Raw genomic sequence first — 16576 nt, 5'->3', positions numbered from 1 at the left:
GCATTTAAAAACTTAAAATATTTTTAAATGCCTAAATAAATATTAAAATAATACTAACTTTACTTCCAATACCCTATATGAGGTGCAATAATTTCTTCTGTCAATTCATCAAAAGGACCTATAATCTTTATATCCTTCTGACCAGCCTTTATAATATCTCTTGAAGGTAAATCAAAAGTAGGATTTTGTTCATTATCACCTGTCAATTTAAGCAATGTTTTCTCTTCCAAACCATAAACTACAGTACCAACATTCCCCCAATATATAGCACCGCAGCACATAGCACAAGGTTCAAATGTAGTATACAAAGTACAATCCCATAAAAATTTTCTGTCATATAATTTACTTGCACTTCTCATTATAGCAGTTTCTGCATGACCCGTACAATCATGTTCTGTTATTTCGATATTCTGCTGTCTTAATATTATATTTCCATCTTTATCAATCATTATCGCTCCAAAAGGCGTATTCCCAGCCTCCTTAGCTAATATTGATTCCTTTATTGCTTCTCTCAAATAAAAAATATGTTTTTCCCTTTCTATTTTATCCATTTACATACTATCCTTTATATTTATAATATTATTTTTAATCAAGGCTTCCAATATAAAAAACCATACCAAGAAATACCTATACCAATTATCATTAATGCATTTCCAATATTGGCTATAAAACTGTCTAAGGATAAACATGAAACAAAAGAACCTATACCAAGCAATATAATACCAATAACAGCAAATATTTTATGAATTAATTTTACTTCTTTAGCAGCCATATTTTTACTCCTTACTCATTTTTAAAGCTATGCTATTAAATATAAAATATATCAAAGCACCCATAACTATACCATTTAAAGGCTGAAATCCCCATTTTATAAAGAATGTTAAAACAGTTGCTATTATCCATGATATTACTGCACTCCATCTTATTTGTTTAGCATCAGCCTCGCTTAATTTTGGATAATTACCCTTATTAAAATAATAAAAATCAACAAATATTATTCCAGGCAAAGCAGGTATAATAATACTAAGAACATTTAAAAATACAAAAAATACATCTATCCTATTTGGTCTTAGCAAAGTCATAACCATTGAAAATAATATCATACCATAAAAAATTATTTTTCTATCAACATTTCTAAAAACATTTGATAATGCTAAAGCATTTGAATATAAATTTGTTCCGTTAGTAGTAAATATATTTGTAGTTAATAAAATTACACCAGGTATAACTAAACCCATAGATATAAGTAAAGCCGGTAAATCTGCTTGTCCTGTAGCTGCTGCTGCTATTGCACCGCATCCTATTAATAAGCTATTACCAATTATTAAACTAAATACCGCACTTATTACAGCATGTTTCAAACTTTTAGCATATCTCATTATATCAGCAACAGCAGTAGAAACTGAAAATATCCAAGTACCTATTACTATCATAAGACCATCAGATAATGTACCCGGATTTTTAGGTACTACATTTATTATATAACTCATTCCTCCTTCAACTTCCATAGTAGATCTCATAGCTGCTGCTATACATAAAAATATTATTGCCGGTATTGATACTAATCCTAAAGTATTCAAAGCCTCAAAACCTATTAATGCTATTATACCCATTACCATAGCACTTAAAGCCATAGCAACTAGCTCTCCTGTGCTCCCTAGTTTAAATATCTGAGCTATCATGCTTCCGTAAACAGCTGACTGAACAATATACCAGCCTAAATTTACAATTGGGCTAAACAAAGATACTATTCTTGAACCCTGATTGCCAAAACTATATCTTGTTATAAGTGCAAAAGTCAATCCTGTTTTGCTTGCTATATAACTCATACCTATAGCAATAAGACTTAAGAATATATTACCTAATATCATGACTATTACTATCTCTTTCATAGTAAGAATATTAGTAAGACCACCGCCTGCTATCATGCTAGTTACAACAAATACATATCCTGTCCACACCATCATAATGCTGACGACACTCTTTTTCTGACTCTCTGGGACTGCTTCCCTTTCAAAATCATTATTGTTATTATCCATAACTGTATCCTTAAATATATTATTTTGTTACTAAATAGTATAAAATATATATAATACTAGTTCAATAATAAATTTGAAAAAAAATTAGATTTCTGATAAAAATCTAAAAAAATTTGTATATTTTTGAATTATTAGCTTAAAGTAATAAAAGAAGTATATTTATAGTTATATATTAAAAAAATAAACTTGATTATTTTTGATTATTTTAACTAAAAAGCAATGTTTTTATATATTATTTATTTAATATAATATATAAAAACGCAGCCTTTTCACAGAAAATATACTTTCTATATTGCAAAAAATACTGTAGGCTAAACAGAAACATGCTGCAATATATTCAATATAAATAAAATTAGTTATGAAATAAAAATAATAACACAAAAAGACATACCAGTATATAGTATAAATTATAAAATAAAATTTAATTAATTTTTTATATCAAGTTAACATACTTCATAAATTTATAATTTAAACTTTCGATAATAATTTAAAAAGATATATTGTTATAGGATTTTTATTATGAATATGAAAAGTGATTATGTTTTCAATGATGATAATATATATGTTTTATTAGAAGAATTCAGTGATTATTTACAAACCTTAAATTTTGCTGCTCATACTATTAATAGTTATAATAAAGATTTAAAAGAGTATTTCCAATTTCTACATAGTAAAAATATTTCATTAGATGAAGCTAATCATTATACAGTAAGAGATTATTTAACTTTTTTAAAAGGAAAATCTTTAACAAACTCTACTATGTCAAGACATTTATCATCTATAAAAAAATTCTATAAATATTTAATAAGAAACGGACACTCAGATAAAAATAGAATAGTAGATATGAAAAGTCCGAAAAGGGAAGAACATATAGCCAAATTTTTATCTATAGAAGATATAGACAATATATTAGCCATAGATGATGAAGGAGATTTTACACTCATTAGAGATAAAATGATGGCTCTGTTTATGTATGCCATAGGATTAAGAGTGTCAGAGCTTGCCTCATTAAAACTAAGCATGATAAAAAAAGGCTCTGAAACATTGAGAGTATGCGGTAAAGGCTCAAAGGTAAGAGATATACCAATACTCCCTATCATATATGAGAATTGGGATATATATATGGAAAAAAGAAGAATAATTCAAAAAGAATATTCTGAAAATAATGATTATTTATTTATAAACAGATTTGGAAAACCAATAAGCGACAGAAGCATAAGAACATCAATGAAAAGATTAATAAGAAATTCAAATATATCTATAGATTTTTCTCCTCATACATTAAGGCATACATTCGCTACGCATTTGCTTAACAATAATGCTGAAATAAGAGGAGTTCAGGAATTATTAGGACATGAAACTATAGCTACAACTCAGAGATATACTCATGTTACAAATTCAAGGTTATTTGAAGTATATAATAAATTTCACCCTCATTCTAATAATTAAATTTTTTATTTTTAATAATAATTATTTTCTGATTTTCTTAGACCTTTTTATACTTCTAAGATGTAAATACACTGTATGATGTGAAATATTTAAATAGTTTGCCACTACCTGAACAGATTCCTTAAACTCAAATACACCTTGAGCATATAATTTTTTTATTATTGTCTTATTATAAACAGAAGGACCCACTTCATCTTTATCTACAGTTGTTATAACTTTTTTGAGAGATTCTATAATAATGTCTTCTGATTTGCTGTTTTTATTTTCTTTTAAATCCAAATCTATATTATCAGGTATAAACACTTTTAATGTATTAACTAAAGAAACATCAAATTTCCAATCTATAACCATCATGGCTATAGGTACAGCATTAGAATTTTTTATAATAGTATAATTTTTTTTATGACATTCTCCTGTAACAGTTTCAATAAAATTATTTTTAAAAAAATTATCATTAGTTTTATCTAACATTTCATTTAATATGCTTCTATCTTTATCGGAAATAGCATCTCCAATACTTTTATTATGCATATATTCATTAACCATAAAAACTATAGGATAATCCTCATTTTCAAAAGAATATATTACTATTTCAACATTATCCCCTAAATACTTTCCTAAGGATATAGAAATATTTTTATAGCTGTTTAATATGCTAAAATCTTCTTGGGTGTATATATAATTATACATTGCTTCTCCAATTTTTATTATTAATACTGTTATAATATAATAATTTTTTTATATTTTCCAAATTTTTTTAACTAAAACATTTGTTTTATTATTTTATATATGTATAATTATAATAATAACAACTAATAAGGTAATTAAATGGGAATTAATTTAGATAATTATGTAACAATACCGTTAGATAAAATAAAAGATTATAAAGAAGTAATACTAAAAGACAAAATAGAAATTATTTCTAAAAATAAAAATGGTATAGTTAATGTTATACCATATAATAAAATAGATTACTTATTTAATAATAATTTAGAAGAAAACCCTCTATTCAACAAAGCTCAATATTATATATATAAATCCTATTTGGATATGATAGAGTTTTTTATAAACCCTAATGAATTAAATAATAAAGATTATTTCTACTCAATTTTTACGAACTGTAAAGACCCTATAGAACATACAGAAAAAGCTCAGGAAGCTATACTTGAAAATATATTATCTATGAATGAATATCAGAGAGTTGAAAATATAAAAAACTTAATCATAGAATTGGAGATAGAAGAAAACCGAGACAAATTCACATCTAAAGCTGCAAGTATACTAGGAGAAATATTGGTAAGATTGGGACTTATGATAAGGATAAATGTAATAGGAAATATATCTGAAAATAATGAAAATCTTAAATCCAAAAACTATAATACAAACTATGAAGAATTAATGAAAAATATTGCTGAAAGTGCATTCGTATTACTCAATAAAAATTATGAAAAGCCTGATATATTCAGTAATGTAATAGGATTTACAGGATGCAATATAATAGATCATAGTAATAGATTATTTATTCATACAATAGAATTTATGATATTCTATAATAAAAATATTAGTATGGGAATGCTTTCAAAAATAAGAGCTAAATGGAAAAATGATTATATGCCTTATTATGCAAAAGTATCAAAGAAAAATAATTTTATAAAAGATACATCAAAATTAGATAATATATTCAAATTGGGAATAAGACAATTCGATTATAGTGAAATTGTCAATATGTCCATAGCAGCATTTCTCCATGATATTACATTAACAGAAATAATTAATTATTTACCAACAGAAAATATTAATATAAATAATGAATTGTATTCGCATTCTATTAAATCATATAATTACATAAAATATTCAATATCCGATAATCAGGATATAAACTTAGCTGTAGGAGTTCATCATGAATACTACGGATACGGACATGGACTTGCAATGACAATATGTGAAGCTATGAGAATCAAAAGACCTCATTTTGAATATCCATATTTAATCAGTTTTGATTCTAAAGATATATTTAATTTCACAGCTTTCATATATTATCCTGTTAAAATTATAGAAATATTAGATTTATACGATTTTCTCAAATATAAACATGATATTTTTATAAATGAAATCAATACAGATATAGAAATAATAGATTATATGTACAATAACTTTTTAAAAGATGAAGTAAAAATAGATTATATAATATTTTCAATTTTTAAAAACTATTTAGCTAATAACAAATAATAAATTTACTGCATCTTTAATTTATTATAATGTTTAGTATTCCTCTTCAAACAATTCAAATAATATTAAAAAAATGATACCGCAGAAAAATATATTATGTACAATCTGATTTTGCAAATTATTTACACATTTAGAAATAAATAAACATGCTCAAAATGCTAAATATATTATATTATAAAAATAAAACAGCTTAAAAAATAAGCCATTTTATTTTTATATTCAAATAAATACTTAACTATTAACTAAGTAAAACAATATTAATTTTTGGATTGAAAGCATAATGCTGTTCTATTTTTTTTCTTGTATCCTCTATCAAATTAATAACATCTTCAGCTGTGCTTTCATTTTTAGAGTCATATAATGATTCATTGATAATATAGTTCGGAAATCTTCTATGCCATCTCATAGCTCCGAACTTCATATCAAGTCCTCCTACCCTTTCCACCATCTCATAAGCTTTAACATCATAAAAATCATCAAATACAGGACCTATACTAGCCTCCGTAGGTGCAACAGAACCTCTTATATATCTAAACCAATCTATTCTATTATCAATACTTTCAGGGCTGTCTTTTTCCAATACTAATACTGCTGATAATATGATTATAAATCTTTTTTCCTTATCAGTTAAAGCTGAATATTCATCTTTACTTAATTCCGCTACAGTACAATCCTGCTTATTAAATAATTTTACAGATTTAACAAAATTAAGCAGAGATATGCCAAAAGATTCAAATTTATCATATATAGCAGCACCGATTCTAGTATTAACCAAAGCCACAAATTCTAATCCTGATAAATTTCTAATTCTTGATTCATGAGAAAGTCTCTCTAAAATAGCCGAACTATTAGATTTTAACACCCCATCTTCCAAAAACTCAAAAGATTCAAATTCTCCTTCCAATGAAACTATTATTCCATTATAACCATTATCAGAAACTATAACCTTACTAGTATCACCCATCACAAAATAATCAATAACATTTTTATAGAAGAAATCAGCAAGCTCTAAAAAATCAGATATTTTTTTTATTATAATATATAAATCAATATTTCCTCCTACATTAAAACTGCTGAATTTACTAAAAGCCTGATTTATATAATATTCTATATTTTTTTCTTTGAGAAAGCTCTCAACTATTTTGTAATTTTCTTGCATATTCATTACTAATCCTTACTATATTGCCAGCCCCCAAAGTTAATATTATATCTCCGTCTTTTTTAATATCATCAAGCACCGGCAATAAATCTTCTATATTTGGAACATATCTTATATGATCATTTTGTCTTCTCACTACATCGCATATAATTTCACCGCTTATTCCTGCTATAGGTGCTTCTCCTGCTGCATAAATATCACTAATAATCACTTCATCAGCATCATTAAATGCAGACTCAAAATCATTAAGAAGAAGTTCTGTTCTGCTGTACCTATGCGGCTGGAATACTGCTATTATTCTCCTGTTTTTATAAGCATTTTTTACCGATGAAAGTGTAGCTTTTATTTCTGTTGGGTGATGAGCATAATCATCAAATAAAGTTATCTCTTTATCATAAAGCTTATTCAATCTTCTTCCTACACCCTCAAAAGTTTTTAAGCCTTCTTTTATATCATCAATCTCTATACCCAGATGAACACCTACACCTATGGAAGCCAAAGAATTTAATACATTATGAATTCCTATAAGCGGAACAGAAAACTCTCCCAAACATTTATCATTATGATATGCAGTAAAATATGTCGTTGGTGCTTCTACCCTAATAGAATCTTTATCAACATAAAAATCATAATCCTTTGAAAATCCATAAGAATAATATTTTTTATTAGCACTTTTTGATAAGTCTTTTACAACATTATCCTCAAAACATAAAAATGAACATCCGTAAAAAGGAACTTTATTAATAAACTCTAAAAAAGCAACTCTCAAAGCCTCAACATTTCCATAATAATCCAAATGATCATTATCTATATTAGTAACTACATTAATAACAGGAGAAAGTCTTAAAAAACTTCCGTCGCTCTCATCTGCCTCGCATACCATATACTCACTGCTTAAATCATTACAAGCAGCATTGCTTTTCAAATTAAAATGATTTCCTCCTATTATACAAACAGGGTTAAGTCCTGCATGCATCATTATCTGACTTATGAGAGATGTTGTAGTAGTTTTACCATGAGATCCTGATATTGCTATACCGTATCTCAAACGCATAAGTTCTGCAAGCATTTCTCCCCTAGGTATAACTGTTATCTTTTTTGCTTTTGCTTCTATAATTTCTTCATTAGTAGGGCTTATCGCCGATGAAGTTACAACTGCCGTAACATCATCTTCTATATTTTGAGCCTTATGTCCATAATATACTTTTATTCCCGCAGATTCCAAAGATTCTGTTTTCGCTGTTTTAGCCAAATCACTGCCTGTTATAGTAAAACCTATAGCATTTAATACACTTGCTATAGCACTCATTCCAATTCCGCCGATTCCTATAAAATGTATCTTTTCTTTTCTCTTTGTAAACATATATTCCTCAATATTTAATTATTTTTTTCCTAAAACTTCAGTTATATCATCAACTATTGAAGATACAGCCCTTGCACTCCAATTACTTTTAATATTTTCCCTCATTTTTTTCAATCTTTCATCATTATTCAAATTATTTATAATAACATTTTCTAATTTTTCCTTATCCAAATCAGACTCCTCTATCAAATATGCCATATCCTTATTAAGTAAATCCAAAGCATTGAAATACTGATGATTATCTGTGGCATAAGGAAAAGGCACCAATAATGAAGGAACATTAACAGCTAATATCTCACTGATAGAACTGCTTCCCGCCCTTGATATAACAAAATCCGCAGCATGAAGTAAATTTGCCATATCTTTATAATAACTATGCACAAAAACATTTTCAAATTTAGCATTATTCACTTTAGCAATCATATCATTAGCCCATTTAGGACCAGCAAGCCATACTATATACAAATTATTAACCTTAGCTTTTATATCTTTTATGCATTCAAAAAATAATTCATTTAATTTCAAAGCCCCCTGAGAACCTCCCATAACAACTAAAAGTTTATCATCTTCTTTTAATTTCATAACGATTCTTGCACTTTCTCTATGAACTACAAAGAAATCATTTCTCACAGGATTTCCAAAAACTTTTCCATTAGGCATAAACTCTAAAGTCTTTGAAAAAGTTAAATATGCTCTTTTAGCATCTTTATAAAACATTCTATTAACTTTGCCGGGTATAGAATTTTGTTCGCATAAAAATATAGGTATATTTTTAGTCTTAGCAGCATAAAGCATAGGAAATGATACAAAGCCCCCCATACCTATTACACAATCAGGATTATGCTTTTTTATTATATTATATGATTTTAACAAAGCAGGTATAAATTTTAATATAAATATTATTTTCTTAAAGAAATTACCCGGAGAATTAATATTTATAGTATTAAAATCATAATTTCCCGGTATCAAATGATAATCCTTTTGAGCAACAACAAGTCTAGGTTTATGTCCTTCTTTTTTCATATAATCATATATAGAAATAGCAGGAGTTATATGTCCGGCAGTTCCTCCTCCGCATAAAATTACATTCATTGTTCTCTCCTTTGAGTTATTTTTAATAAGATACCTATCATTATCATATTAACAACTAAAGCATTTCTCCCATAACTAATGATAGGAAGTGTCATACCTGTAGTAGGCAGCATAAGTGTAGCCACCATTATATTTAAATATGCCTGCACACTAATGAACATCGTAATAGCAAATGAAAGATTTTTTAAAAACAGATCCTTAGTGCGTGACGATATTATAAATCCCCTAATAGTAAATGATAAAAATAAAAGCAGTATAATCAAATTCCCTACCAATCCGTACCTTTGCGATACAGAAGCATATATAAAATCAGTTAAAGCAGCAGGTAAATGCGTACTAACATCAGCTATATATTCATCAGGAATCCCTGTAACTCCACCATAATTAAATGCCAGCTTAGCCCTTCTTATTTGATAAACTTCTTCTTCAGGCTGACTCTGAGGGTCTAAATATGATACAACTCTGCTTCTCATATACGGCGTATTAAAAATAAAAATGGCAAAAAGAATTAATAAAAAAACACCTGAAAGCAATATAGATCTTAGAGGTATTCCGCCGTAAAAGAATATGGCAAAACCAACTATAGAAAACAAAAGTGCTGTTCCGGAATCTGGTTCTATCAAAATAAGTCCTGAAACTATTATTAAAATCAGAAGCGGCGGAAATAATCCCCTTTTTATATCAATAAGTTTTTCTCCTTTCTTACTTAAGACACTAGCAAAATATATACTGCATGTTATTTTAGCAATTTCTGAAGGCTGTATAGTAATGCCTAAAGGAAGAAGAAGCCATCTTCTTGCATAACTGCCGGCAACTGTTATACCAAATAAACATACCCATATAAGAAGCACCAAAGTAAAAATCAGAATAAGAGGAACCATCTTATCCAAAAAACTAAAGAAATCAGGAACTAGCAACATAATAATAGTAAGAACAAACATAAATGATAATAATTTCAAATGATTAGAAAAATATGCAGTATTAGGTTCATGTATTGTTTGTGCTCCATATATGGAAACTAATCCAGCTACAAGTAAAGCTATATATATTATTAATAAATATTTATCAGGAAACAATTTTCTATTTATCATAAACACTCTTTTAGTTTTATAGTATCTTATAACCTAAAGACATCTTAAATTCTATAAATGTCGTATTATTATAATGAGGAAGTCCTACATGCAGTCCTGCAGATGCTCCTATATTCAAAATTAAAGTTTCTTTTAAAAATTTAAAGTTTATAATACCAGCCATACCAAATTTATGCGATAAATGTTTTGAATTAACTAAATATGTAAGTCCGTAATATCCGCCTATATAAAACATACTTATTCTTCCTAAAAGAAAAAAATCATTGATTAATTCAAATTCACTTTTCGCATGCAATATTGAAGTTCTAGGATCATAATAATATTTTTTATCCCCAACATTCACATAAGACATATTCAGATTATTTATCAAAATAAAATTATCAAATTTAAATATAAAATACGGAGAAATATTTATTATATATCCAAACGCATCACCCTTTGACATACCATATAATTCATCAAAAGAATAGCTAACATCTTTACTATCAAATCCAGCATAACCAAAATTCATAGCATTAAACATAAAATCAGCATATCCGCTCACCCTAACACCTAGAAAAGATAATGGCTTCACATCAGCATACAGCCCAATCATATCAGAAGACAATGAAAAATTATTCTCTACACCGAAATCAACTTTTGTATTCTTAAACAAAAAATTTGTGGCATTCTTATAAAAATATAATCTATAATATAATCTAGTTTCTAAATTAAATTTTATGTGGTTATATCCCCCCAAAGCAGTTTGTTCTATAAAAAGTTCATTACTGTAAATACCTGTATTAGTATTAATTGGTAAATTCCTTTCATATATATCCATATTAAAAAGAGTATTTATATCTGCAAAAACAATCTTTGAAAATATAAATACTAATACTACAAGAATATTTATTTTTCTCATTCAAATCTCAAAAATTATGAAAACTTTTTAAATATGATACTTTATAAAATAAAAAAATCAAGATAAAAAACATCATTTTACTATTTTAATAGGCTATTGATATATACAAAAAACATATTGAAATAAAAGCCTATATATGATAATATAAAATATATTTTGTATATTATACAAGGTACTTTTTAATGTATAAAAATATTATAAAATCGGTAATGGAAAATAGAATTGAAGTCATAAAAAAAGACTCTACTCTGCTAGAGGTGGCTTCTCTTGTATCTAAATCCTCTAATAAAATATTAGCCGTTATCAATGATTTTGATAAAATAGTTGGAATTATTAATTATAATGAACTATTAGTAAATATATTAAAAAATGTCAATAAAAAAGATTCCAAAAATATTTTTAATAAAGCAATATCAGTTTTTATGAATAAAAATCTTGTAATAGCACATCCTGAAGATGATATTACAGTTGCATTCGATATCATGAAAGAAAAAAAAATTGATTACTTAATCATAATAAATAATGACAATTACCCAATTGGAATCATCAATATATACGATATATATGAAAATATAATAAAAATAAGAATGCGTAACCTGAACGTTGCTATTAATGAAATAGAAAAGAAATCTTCTATAGAAAAAGATAAAGTAATAAAGAAATTGATGAAGGAAATTGACACTTTGCATGCTCAATCGACTATAGATCCTTTAACAGGTTTATTTAATGTAAGATATTTCAACAAGATAATAGAAGAAGAAGTAGAAAGAGCTAAAAGATATAAACATAGTATATCTATTATATTTATGGATCTTGATCATTTCAAGGATATTAATGATATATACGGACATGACTGCGGTAATATAGTTCTTCATGAAATAGGAAGATTATTAAGCAATAGTTCTGATAATACGAATATGCTTAGAAAAAGTGATATAGCCATTCGCTATGGGGGTGAAGAATTTATTGTTATATGTCCTAATACTAAGAAAGAACAAGCCTATATAGTAGCAGAAAGAATAAGAAAAACTGTAGAGAAGAAAAGATTTAATTATGAATCTGCTGTTATAAATGTAACTGTGAGCATAGGTATTGCCGAACATAAAGGTACATCTAAAAAACCTATAGCAGATACTATAAAAAATGCTGATACGGCAATGTATGAAGCAAAACATCTCGGAAGAAATAAAGTAATATTACATTAATTTACACTGTAAATACAATCTAAAATAAAATATTATTATATAATAATGGCTGCCAATGAATTAATTGACAGCCATGAATAATGATAATCTATTAAATTAATTATTTAGCTTGTAAAGAAGTTATAACAGCCAAATCAGCAATATCCTGAGCAGAACATCCTCTTGAAAGGTCATTAGCAGGCTTAGCTATACCTTGAAGCATAGGACCTATAGCAGTACATTTTCCTACTCTTTGAGCTATTTTGTGTCCAATATTTCCTGAGTTTAATTCTGGGAATATAAATACATTAGCATCGCCTTTAATAGGAGAACCCGGAGCTTTTTGAGCAGCAACTCTTTCAATCATAGCCGCATCTAACTGCATTTCTCCGTCATAAACAAAATCAACATCTTGTGAATCTAATATTTTTTTAGCTTCTCTAACTCTAGTAATAGATTCATGTTCAGCAGAACCTTTAGTAGAAAATGAAAGTAAAGCAACTTTAGGCTCATTTCCTGTCATATTCCTATAAGATTCAGCTGTAGCTTTAGCAATATCAGCTAGCTGTTCAGGTGTAGGTTCAGGTATAACCGCACAGTCAGCAAAACATGATATACCATTTGTAAATAAAGATTTATCAGGGCTTTCAAGGAAGAATGTAGATGATAAAGTTCTAATTCCTTTTTTAAGTCCGATTAAAAATAAAGCAGCTCTAAGCATTTCACCTGTAGAATAAACAGCTCCTCCTACCATACCATCAGCATCATCATCAGCAATCATAGCAGCTGCTGCATATATAGAATGGTTTGTAATTAAATCTTTAGCATGATCCTTAGTCATACCTTTCTTTTCTCTGGCTTTGAAAAGCATTTCAATATATTCTTCTGTTTTAGCTTCTTTGGCTGGATCGAAAATTCTAACAAAACCATCGTCTAATTTCAAAGAATTTTCTTTAGCTAAACTTTGTATTTTAGCAGTATCTCCTACTAATATAAGTCCTTTAACTAACTGTTCTTTTTCAAGTATAACAGCAGCCTTAACATGTCTTTCATCATATCCTTCTGCTAATATTATAGTTTTTGGATTAGATTTCGCTTTTTCTTTTAAATTATCCATAAATGATGCCATAATAAAAACCTCTTAAAAAATAAAATTATGTTTATATATTTTAATACATAAATTAGAATTTTGCAAACATATACTAGGCATAAGTATAATTTTTACTAAAAATAATTAATTTTAATTCTCTGCAAGCAATATTTCATCATCAATTATATATAAAACTCTATATTTATACACTATAAATAGTAAAATTATATATATTAATAATCATACATATTTATACTATAATAAAATTTATTGTGCTAATATATCAATAAAAATAATACTGATTAAAAAGCAAAATAAATACTATAAAAATATATTATGCTTCTTTTTTTATACTGCTTCCTATCTCACATATAAATACTGCCGCTATCATACAACTGCCTCCTATAATAAAATTTATAGTAACAGGATCTTTCATAAAAATAACTCCTCCCAAAGCACCTAAAAATGATTCCAAACTAAGTATAATGCCTGCCTTACTAGGATTTACATACTTTTGTGATACAGTTTGAAGTAAATAGGCAATTCCTGTAGCTCCTATAGTCAAATAAATAAGAGAGTAAATAGATTCACTAGAAACATTATTGATATTGAAAGGAGTTGAAGTTAATGCTCCTACTGAAAGAGATACTATTCCGGCTATAATAAGCTGCAATGCCGCCATTATGATGCCGTCTACATATTCAAGCATTTTATCTATAAGCATTAAATGAACTGCAAATACAACTGCACAAAGCAAAGCAAATAAATCTCCGGACTCTATACTAGAAAAACCTTCAAAAGAACTTAACAAATATAAACCTAAAACTGTAATTACTGCTGCTATAAATGCTGAAATGTGAGGACTTTTCTTATACACTATCCAAGAAAAAAATGGTATGAATATAACATAAGAACCTGTAAAGAATGCTACCTTTGAAGCTGTTATAAATTTGGAACTCATAGTCTGCAAAAAGAAGCCTAAAAATAATGCTATTCCTACAGGTATTGATAATATTATATCCTTTTTAGAAACATTTTTCATTCTTTTGAAAAATACAAGAGATAAAAAAATACCTCCGGCTAAATTTCTAATACCTACAAGATAAAAAGGTTCTATTTCTCTGACTACAACCTTAACCGCAACAAAACTGTATCCCCAAATTAATGCTGTTAAAAATATACCTATAGTACCCAATCTTTCTTTGTTAGCCATATACCATTTAACCTAATAATTAAATTTATTAGTATTAGATAATATAATATTTAGATTAAAATGTCAAAGTATATTAATTAAATTATGATTTTAGTTTATTATTAAATAAATTTATAATACTTACATAACCTTTCTCTTTAGCAATATCATATTCTTTTTCAAATATATTATTACTAAAATCATTGATTTCATAGTATTTAACTAATTGTTCGCATATTTCAAAATAGCCCTTTGAAGAAGCCATGTACAAAGCTGTATCACCATTTACATTCTGCTCTTTTATAGAAGCATTATTTTTTAGAAGATAATCCACTATCTTCGTTCTTCCATTATCAGCGGCTATCATCAAAGCTGTTTCACCAAATTTACTCTTATTATCAATAATATCAGGATAAAGATCTAAAATATATTGAACCATATCATCATATCCCTTTGCACATGCAAACATAAAGCAATTCCAGCCATTAATATCCGTCTGATAAATATCAGCACCTTTCTCTATTAAGTATTTCACAGACTTTAAATTATCATATATAACAGCCCACATCAAATAGGTAATAGATTTCTCATTTTCTTTTAAATCCATTCCGTACATTAATAGAAGTTCAACAATATCTATGTTTCCTGCTATTATAGCATGAACAATAGCATTTCTTTCTATACTGTCCCAAGCATTAATATCAGCATTATTATCAAGCAAAGTTTTTACTATCTCAATATTTCCAATATAGCATGCATACATAAGAGGAGTAACATAATCATCATCAGTCTGATTAACATTAACATTATGTTTTATTAATAAATCTATAATTTCTTTATTTTCTATTTCTATTGATAATATTAAAGCAGATTTTCCATTATCATTAACTCCGTCAGGCTGTACTTTATTCATAAGGAAATACTTAACTATATCTTTATGCCCCGCAGATGCCGCTATAGCTAATGCTTTAGGAGCTTTCTTTTTTGAATTATCAAAAAAATATCTTACAACATCTAAATGCCCATTATAAGCAGCAGATATAAAAGCACTTGAAAATACATTATGCTTATTTCCGCCTAATTTTGAATGTATATAATGAACTAATGATAAATTACCGCTAATAGCTGCAACTGTCAGAGAATATTTAGGTATTTCTATATCGCCTCTATTGAGTATATACTCCACTATATCTATATTGCCGCTTGATATTGCATAGGATAATACTGTTTCCTCATATATATCAACATCATCTAAATTGGCATTATTATCTATTAAAAATTTAACAGCTTCAAAATTTGATTTCTGACATGAGTACATCAAAGGTGTTATATTAATATCTGTTTTAGCATTAACATCAGCACCATTTTCTACAAGTAATTTTATAATATCAAAATAATTCTCTGAACATGAATAATGCAAAGGAGTTTCATTATTACAATTACTCAAATTTACCAAAGCATTATTTTTTATTAGTATTTCCGCTATATCTCTATGACCATTAGCACATGCAGTCATTAAAGGAGTTATACATAATTGATCTGCTTTATTAGGATCTGCACCTGCATTTAATAGTAATTCAACTATTTCTTTATAGCCTGATTTACAGGCATGCATTAATGGAGTTAATCCCAATATATTGCTTAAATTAACATCTATGTCTTTATTTTTTAATAATATTTCAACAGCTAATATATTATTTTTGGCAGAAGCCTCATGTAATTCAATCTCAATTTCTCTCATAAATAATAAACCTCATATTATATATTAAATGTAATATAAAAGCATA

Annotated in this window: 15 protein-coding genes; 3 read left to right on the top strand and 12 right to left on the bottom strand. The window is 27.1% G+C overall.

All coding sequences use genetic code 11. The annotated features are described in order from the left end of the window. Positions 1-59: 59 nt before the first annotated feature. Genes BHAMNSH16_RS13700 through BHAMNSH16_RS13690 form a run of 3 tightly spaced genes read right to left on the bottom strand, consistent with a single transcriptional unit; the run spans position 60 to position 2039 of the window. A complete protein-coding gene (locus BHAMNSH16_RS13700; protein ID WP_008731575.1) occupies positions 60-551 on the bottom strand; it encodes a nucleoside deaminase in 492 nt (163 codons plus the stop codon). Positions 552-589: 38 nt separating this feature from the next. After that, a complete protein-coding gene (locus BHAMNSH16_RS13695) occupies positions 590-772 on the bottom strand; it encodes a hypothetical protein (RefSeq protein ID WP_008731577.1) in 183 nt (60 codons plus the stop codon). Between the two features lie 4 nt (positions 773-776). Continuing rightward, positions 777-2039 carry a cytosine permease gene (locus BHAMNSH16_RS13690; protein WP_008731578.1) on the bottom strand — a complete coding sequence of 421 codons (1263 nt, stop codon included), beginning with the start codon at positions 2037-2039 and terminating at the stop codon, positions 777-779. A gap of 519 nt (positions 2040-2558) precedes the next feature. Between BHAMNSH16_RS13690 and BHAMNSH16_RS13685 the strand changes: the two genes are divergently transcribed. Next, positions 2559-3488 carry a tyrosine-type recombinase/integrase gene (locus BHAMNSH16_RS13685; RefSeq protein WP_069731491.1) on the top strand — a complete coding sequence of 310 codons (930 nt, stop codon included), beginning with the start codon at positions 2559-2561 and terminating at the stop codon, positions 3486-3488. Positions 3489-3509: 21 nt separating this feature from the next. Here BHAMNSH16_RS13685 and BHAMNSH16_RS13680 read toward each other — a convergent pair whose 3' ends face one another. Beyond that, positions 3510-4178: a helix-turn-helix transcriptional regulator gene (locus tag BHAMNSH16_RS13680; protein ID WP_069731490.1), complete on the bottom strand. Its 669-nt coding sequence runs from the start codon at positions 4176-4178 to the stop codon at positions 3510-3512. Positions 4179-4316: 138 nt separating this feature from the next. Here BHAMNSH16_RS13680 and BHAMNSH16_RS13675 point away from each other — a divergent pair, with 138 nt between their 5' ends. After that, positions 4317-5717 carry an HD-GYP domain-containing protein gene (locus BHAMNSH16_RS13675; RefSeq protein ID WP_069731489.1) on the top strand — a complete coding sequence of 467 codons (1401 nt, stop codon included), beginning with the start codon at positions 4317-4319 and terminating at the stop codon, positions 5715-5717. Between the two features lie 238 nt (positions 5718-5955). On the opposite strand, the gene BHAMNSH16_RS13670 is transcribed toward BHAMNSH16_RS13675, so the two are convergent. The 5 genes from BHAMNSH16_RS13670 to BHAMNSH16_RS13650 are packed head-to-tail and all read right to left on the bottom strand — an operon-like array spanning position 5956 to position 11323. Further along, a complete protein-coding gene (locus BHAMNSH16_RS13670; RefSeq protein WP_008727622.1) occupies positions 5956-6882 on the bottom strand; it encodes a UDP-N-acetylenolpyruvoylglucosamine reductase in 927 nt (308 codons plus the stop codon). Then, a complete protein-coding gene (murC, locus tag BHAMNSH16_RS13665; protein WP_008727621.1) occupies positions 6851-8239 on the bottom strand; it encodes a UDP-N-acetylmuramate--L-alanine ligase in 1389 nt (462 codons plus the stop codon). Before murC ends, BHAMNSH16_RS13670 begins: the two co-directional genes overlap by 32 nt. Before the next feature lie 18 nt (positions 8240-8257). Then, positions 8258-9331 (bottom strand): UDP-N-acetylglucosamine--N-acetylmuramyl-(pentapeptide) pyrophosphoryl-undecaprenol N-acetylglucosamine transferase, encoded by a 1074-nt coding sequence (locus BHAMNSH16_RS13660; protein WP_008727619.1) that lies wholly within the window; start codon positions 9329-9331, stop codon positions 8258-8260. Continuing rightward, positions 9328-10422, bottom strand: coding sequence for an FtsW/RodA/SpoVE family cell cycle protein (locus BHAMNSH16_RS13655; protein ID WP_008727618.1), 1095 nt, complete (start codon positions 10420-10422; stop codon positions 9328-9330). Before BHAMNSH16_RS13655 ends, BHAMNSH16_RS13660 begins: the two co-directional genes overlap by 4 nt. A gap of 16 nt (positions 10423-10438) precedes the next feature. After that, complete coding sequence (locus BHAMNSH16_RS13650; protein ID WP_008727615.1) at positions 10439-11323, bottom strand: hypothetical protein; 885 nt, start codon at positions 11321-11323, stop codon at positions 10439-10441. Positions 11324-11505: 182 nt separating this feature from the next. Here BHAMNSH16_RS13650 and BHAMNSH16_RS13645 point away from each other — a divergent pair, with 182 nt between their 5' ends. After that, positions 11506-12528 (top strand): diguanylate cyclase, encoded by a 1023-nt coding sequence (locus tag BHAMNSH16_RS13645; RefSeq protein ID WP_069731488.1) that lies wholly within the window; start codon positions 11506-11508, stop codon positions 12526-12528. A 100-nt stretch (positions 12529-12628) separates the two neighbouring features. On the opposite strand, the gene pta is transcribed toward BHAMNSH16_RS13645, so the two are convergent. The 3 genes from pta to BHAMNSH16_RS13630 form a co-directional block, all read right to left on the bottom strand. Then, on the bottom strand, positions 12629-13636 hold the full coding sequence (pta, locus tag BHAMNSH16_RS13640) for a phosphate acetyltransferase (RefSeq protein WP_008731470.1): 1008 nt from the start codon (positions 13634-13636) through the stop codon (positions 12629-12631). Between the two features lie 295 nt (positions 13637-13931). After that, positions 13932-14810 carry a DMT family transporter gene (locus BHAMNSH16_RS13635; RefSeq protein WP_008731469.1) on the bottom strand — a complete coding sequence of 293 codons (879 nt, stop codon included), beginning with the start codon at positions 14808-14810 and terminating at the stop codon, positions 13932-13934. Positions 14811-14892: 82 nt separating this feature from the next. Beyond that, a complete protein-coding gene (locus BHAMNSH16_RS13630) occupies positions 14893-16530 on the bottom strand; it encodes an ankyrin repeat domain-containing protein (protein WP_008731467.1) in 1638 nt (545 codons plus the stop codon). Positions 16531-16576: the final 46 nt, after the last annotated feature.

Source organism: Brachyspira hampsonii (assembly GCF_002214805.1).
Classification (GTDB): domain Bacteria; phylum Spirochaetota; class Brachyspiria; order Brachyspirales; family Brachyspiraceae; genus Brachyspira; species Brachyspira hampsonii.
Note: the sequence above shows the minus strand (reverse complement) of the source record. Positions and strands in the feature narration are given on the sequence as shown.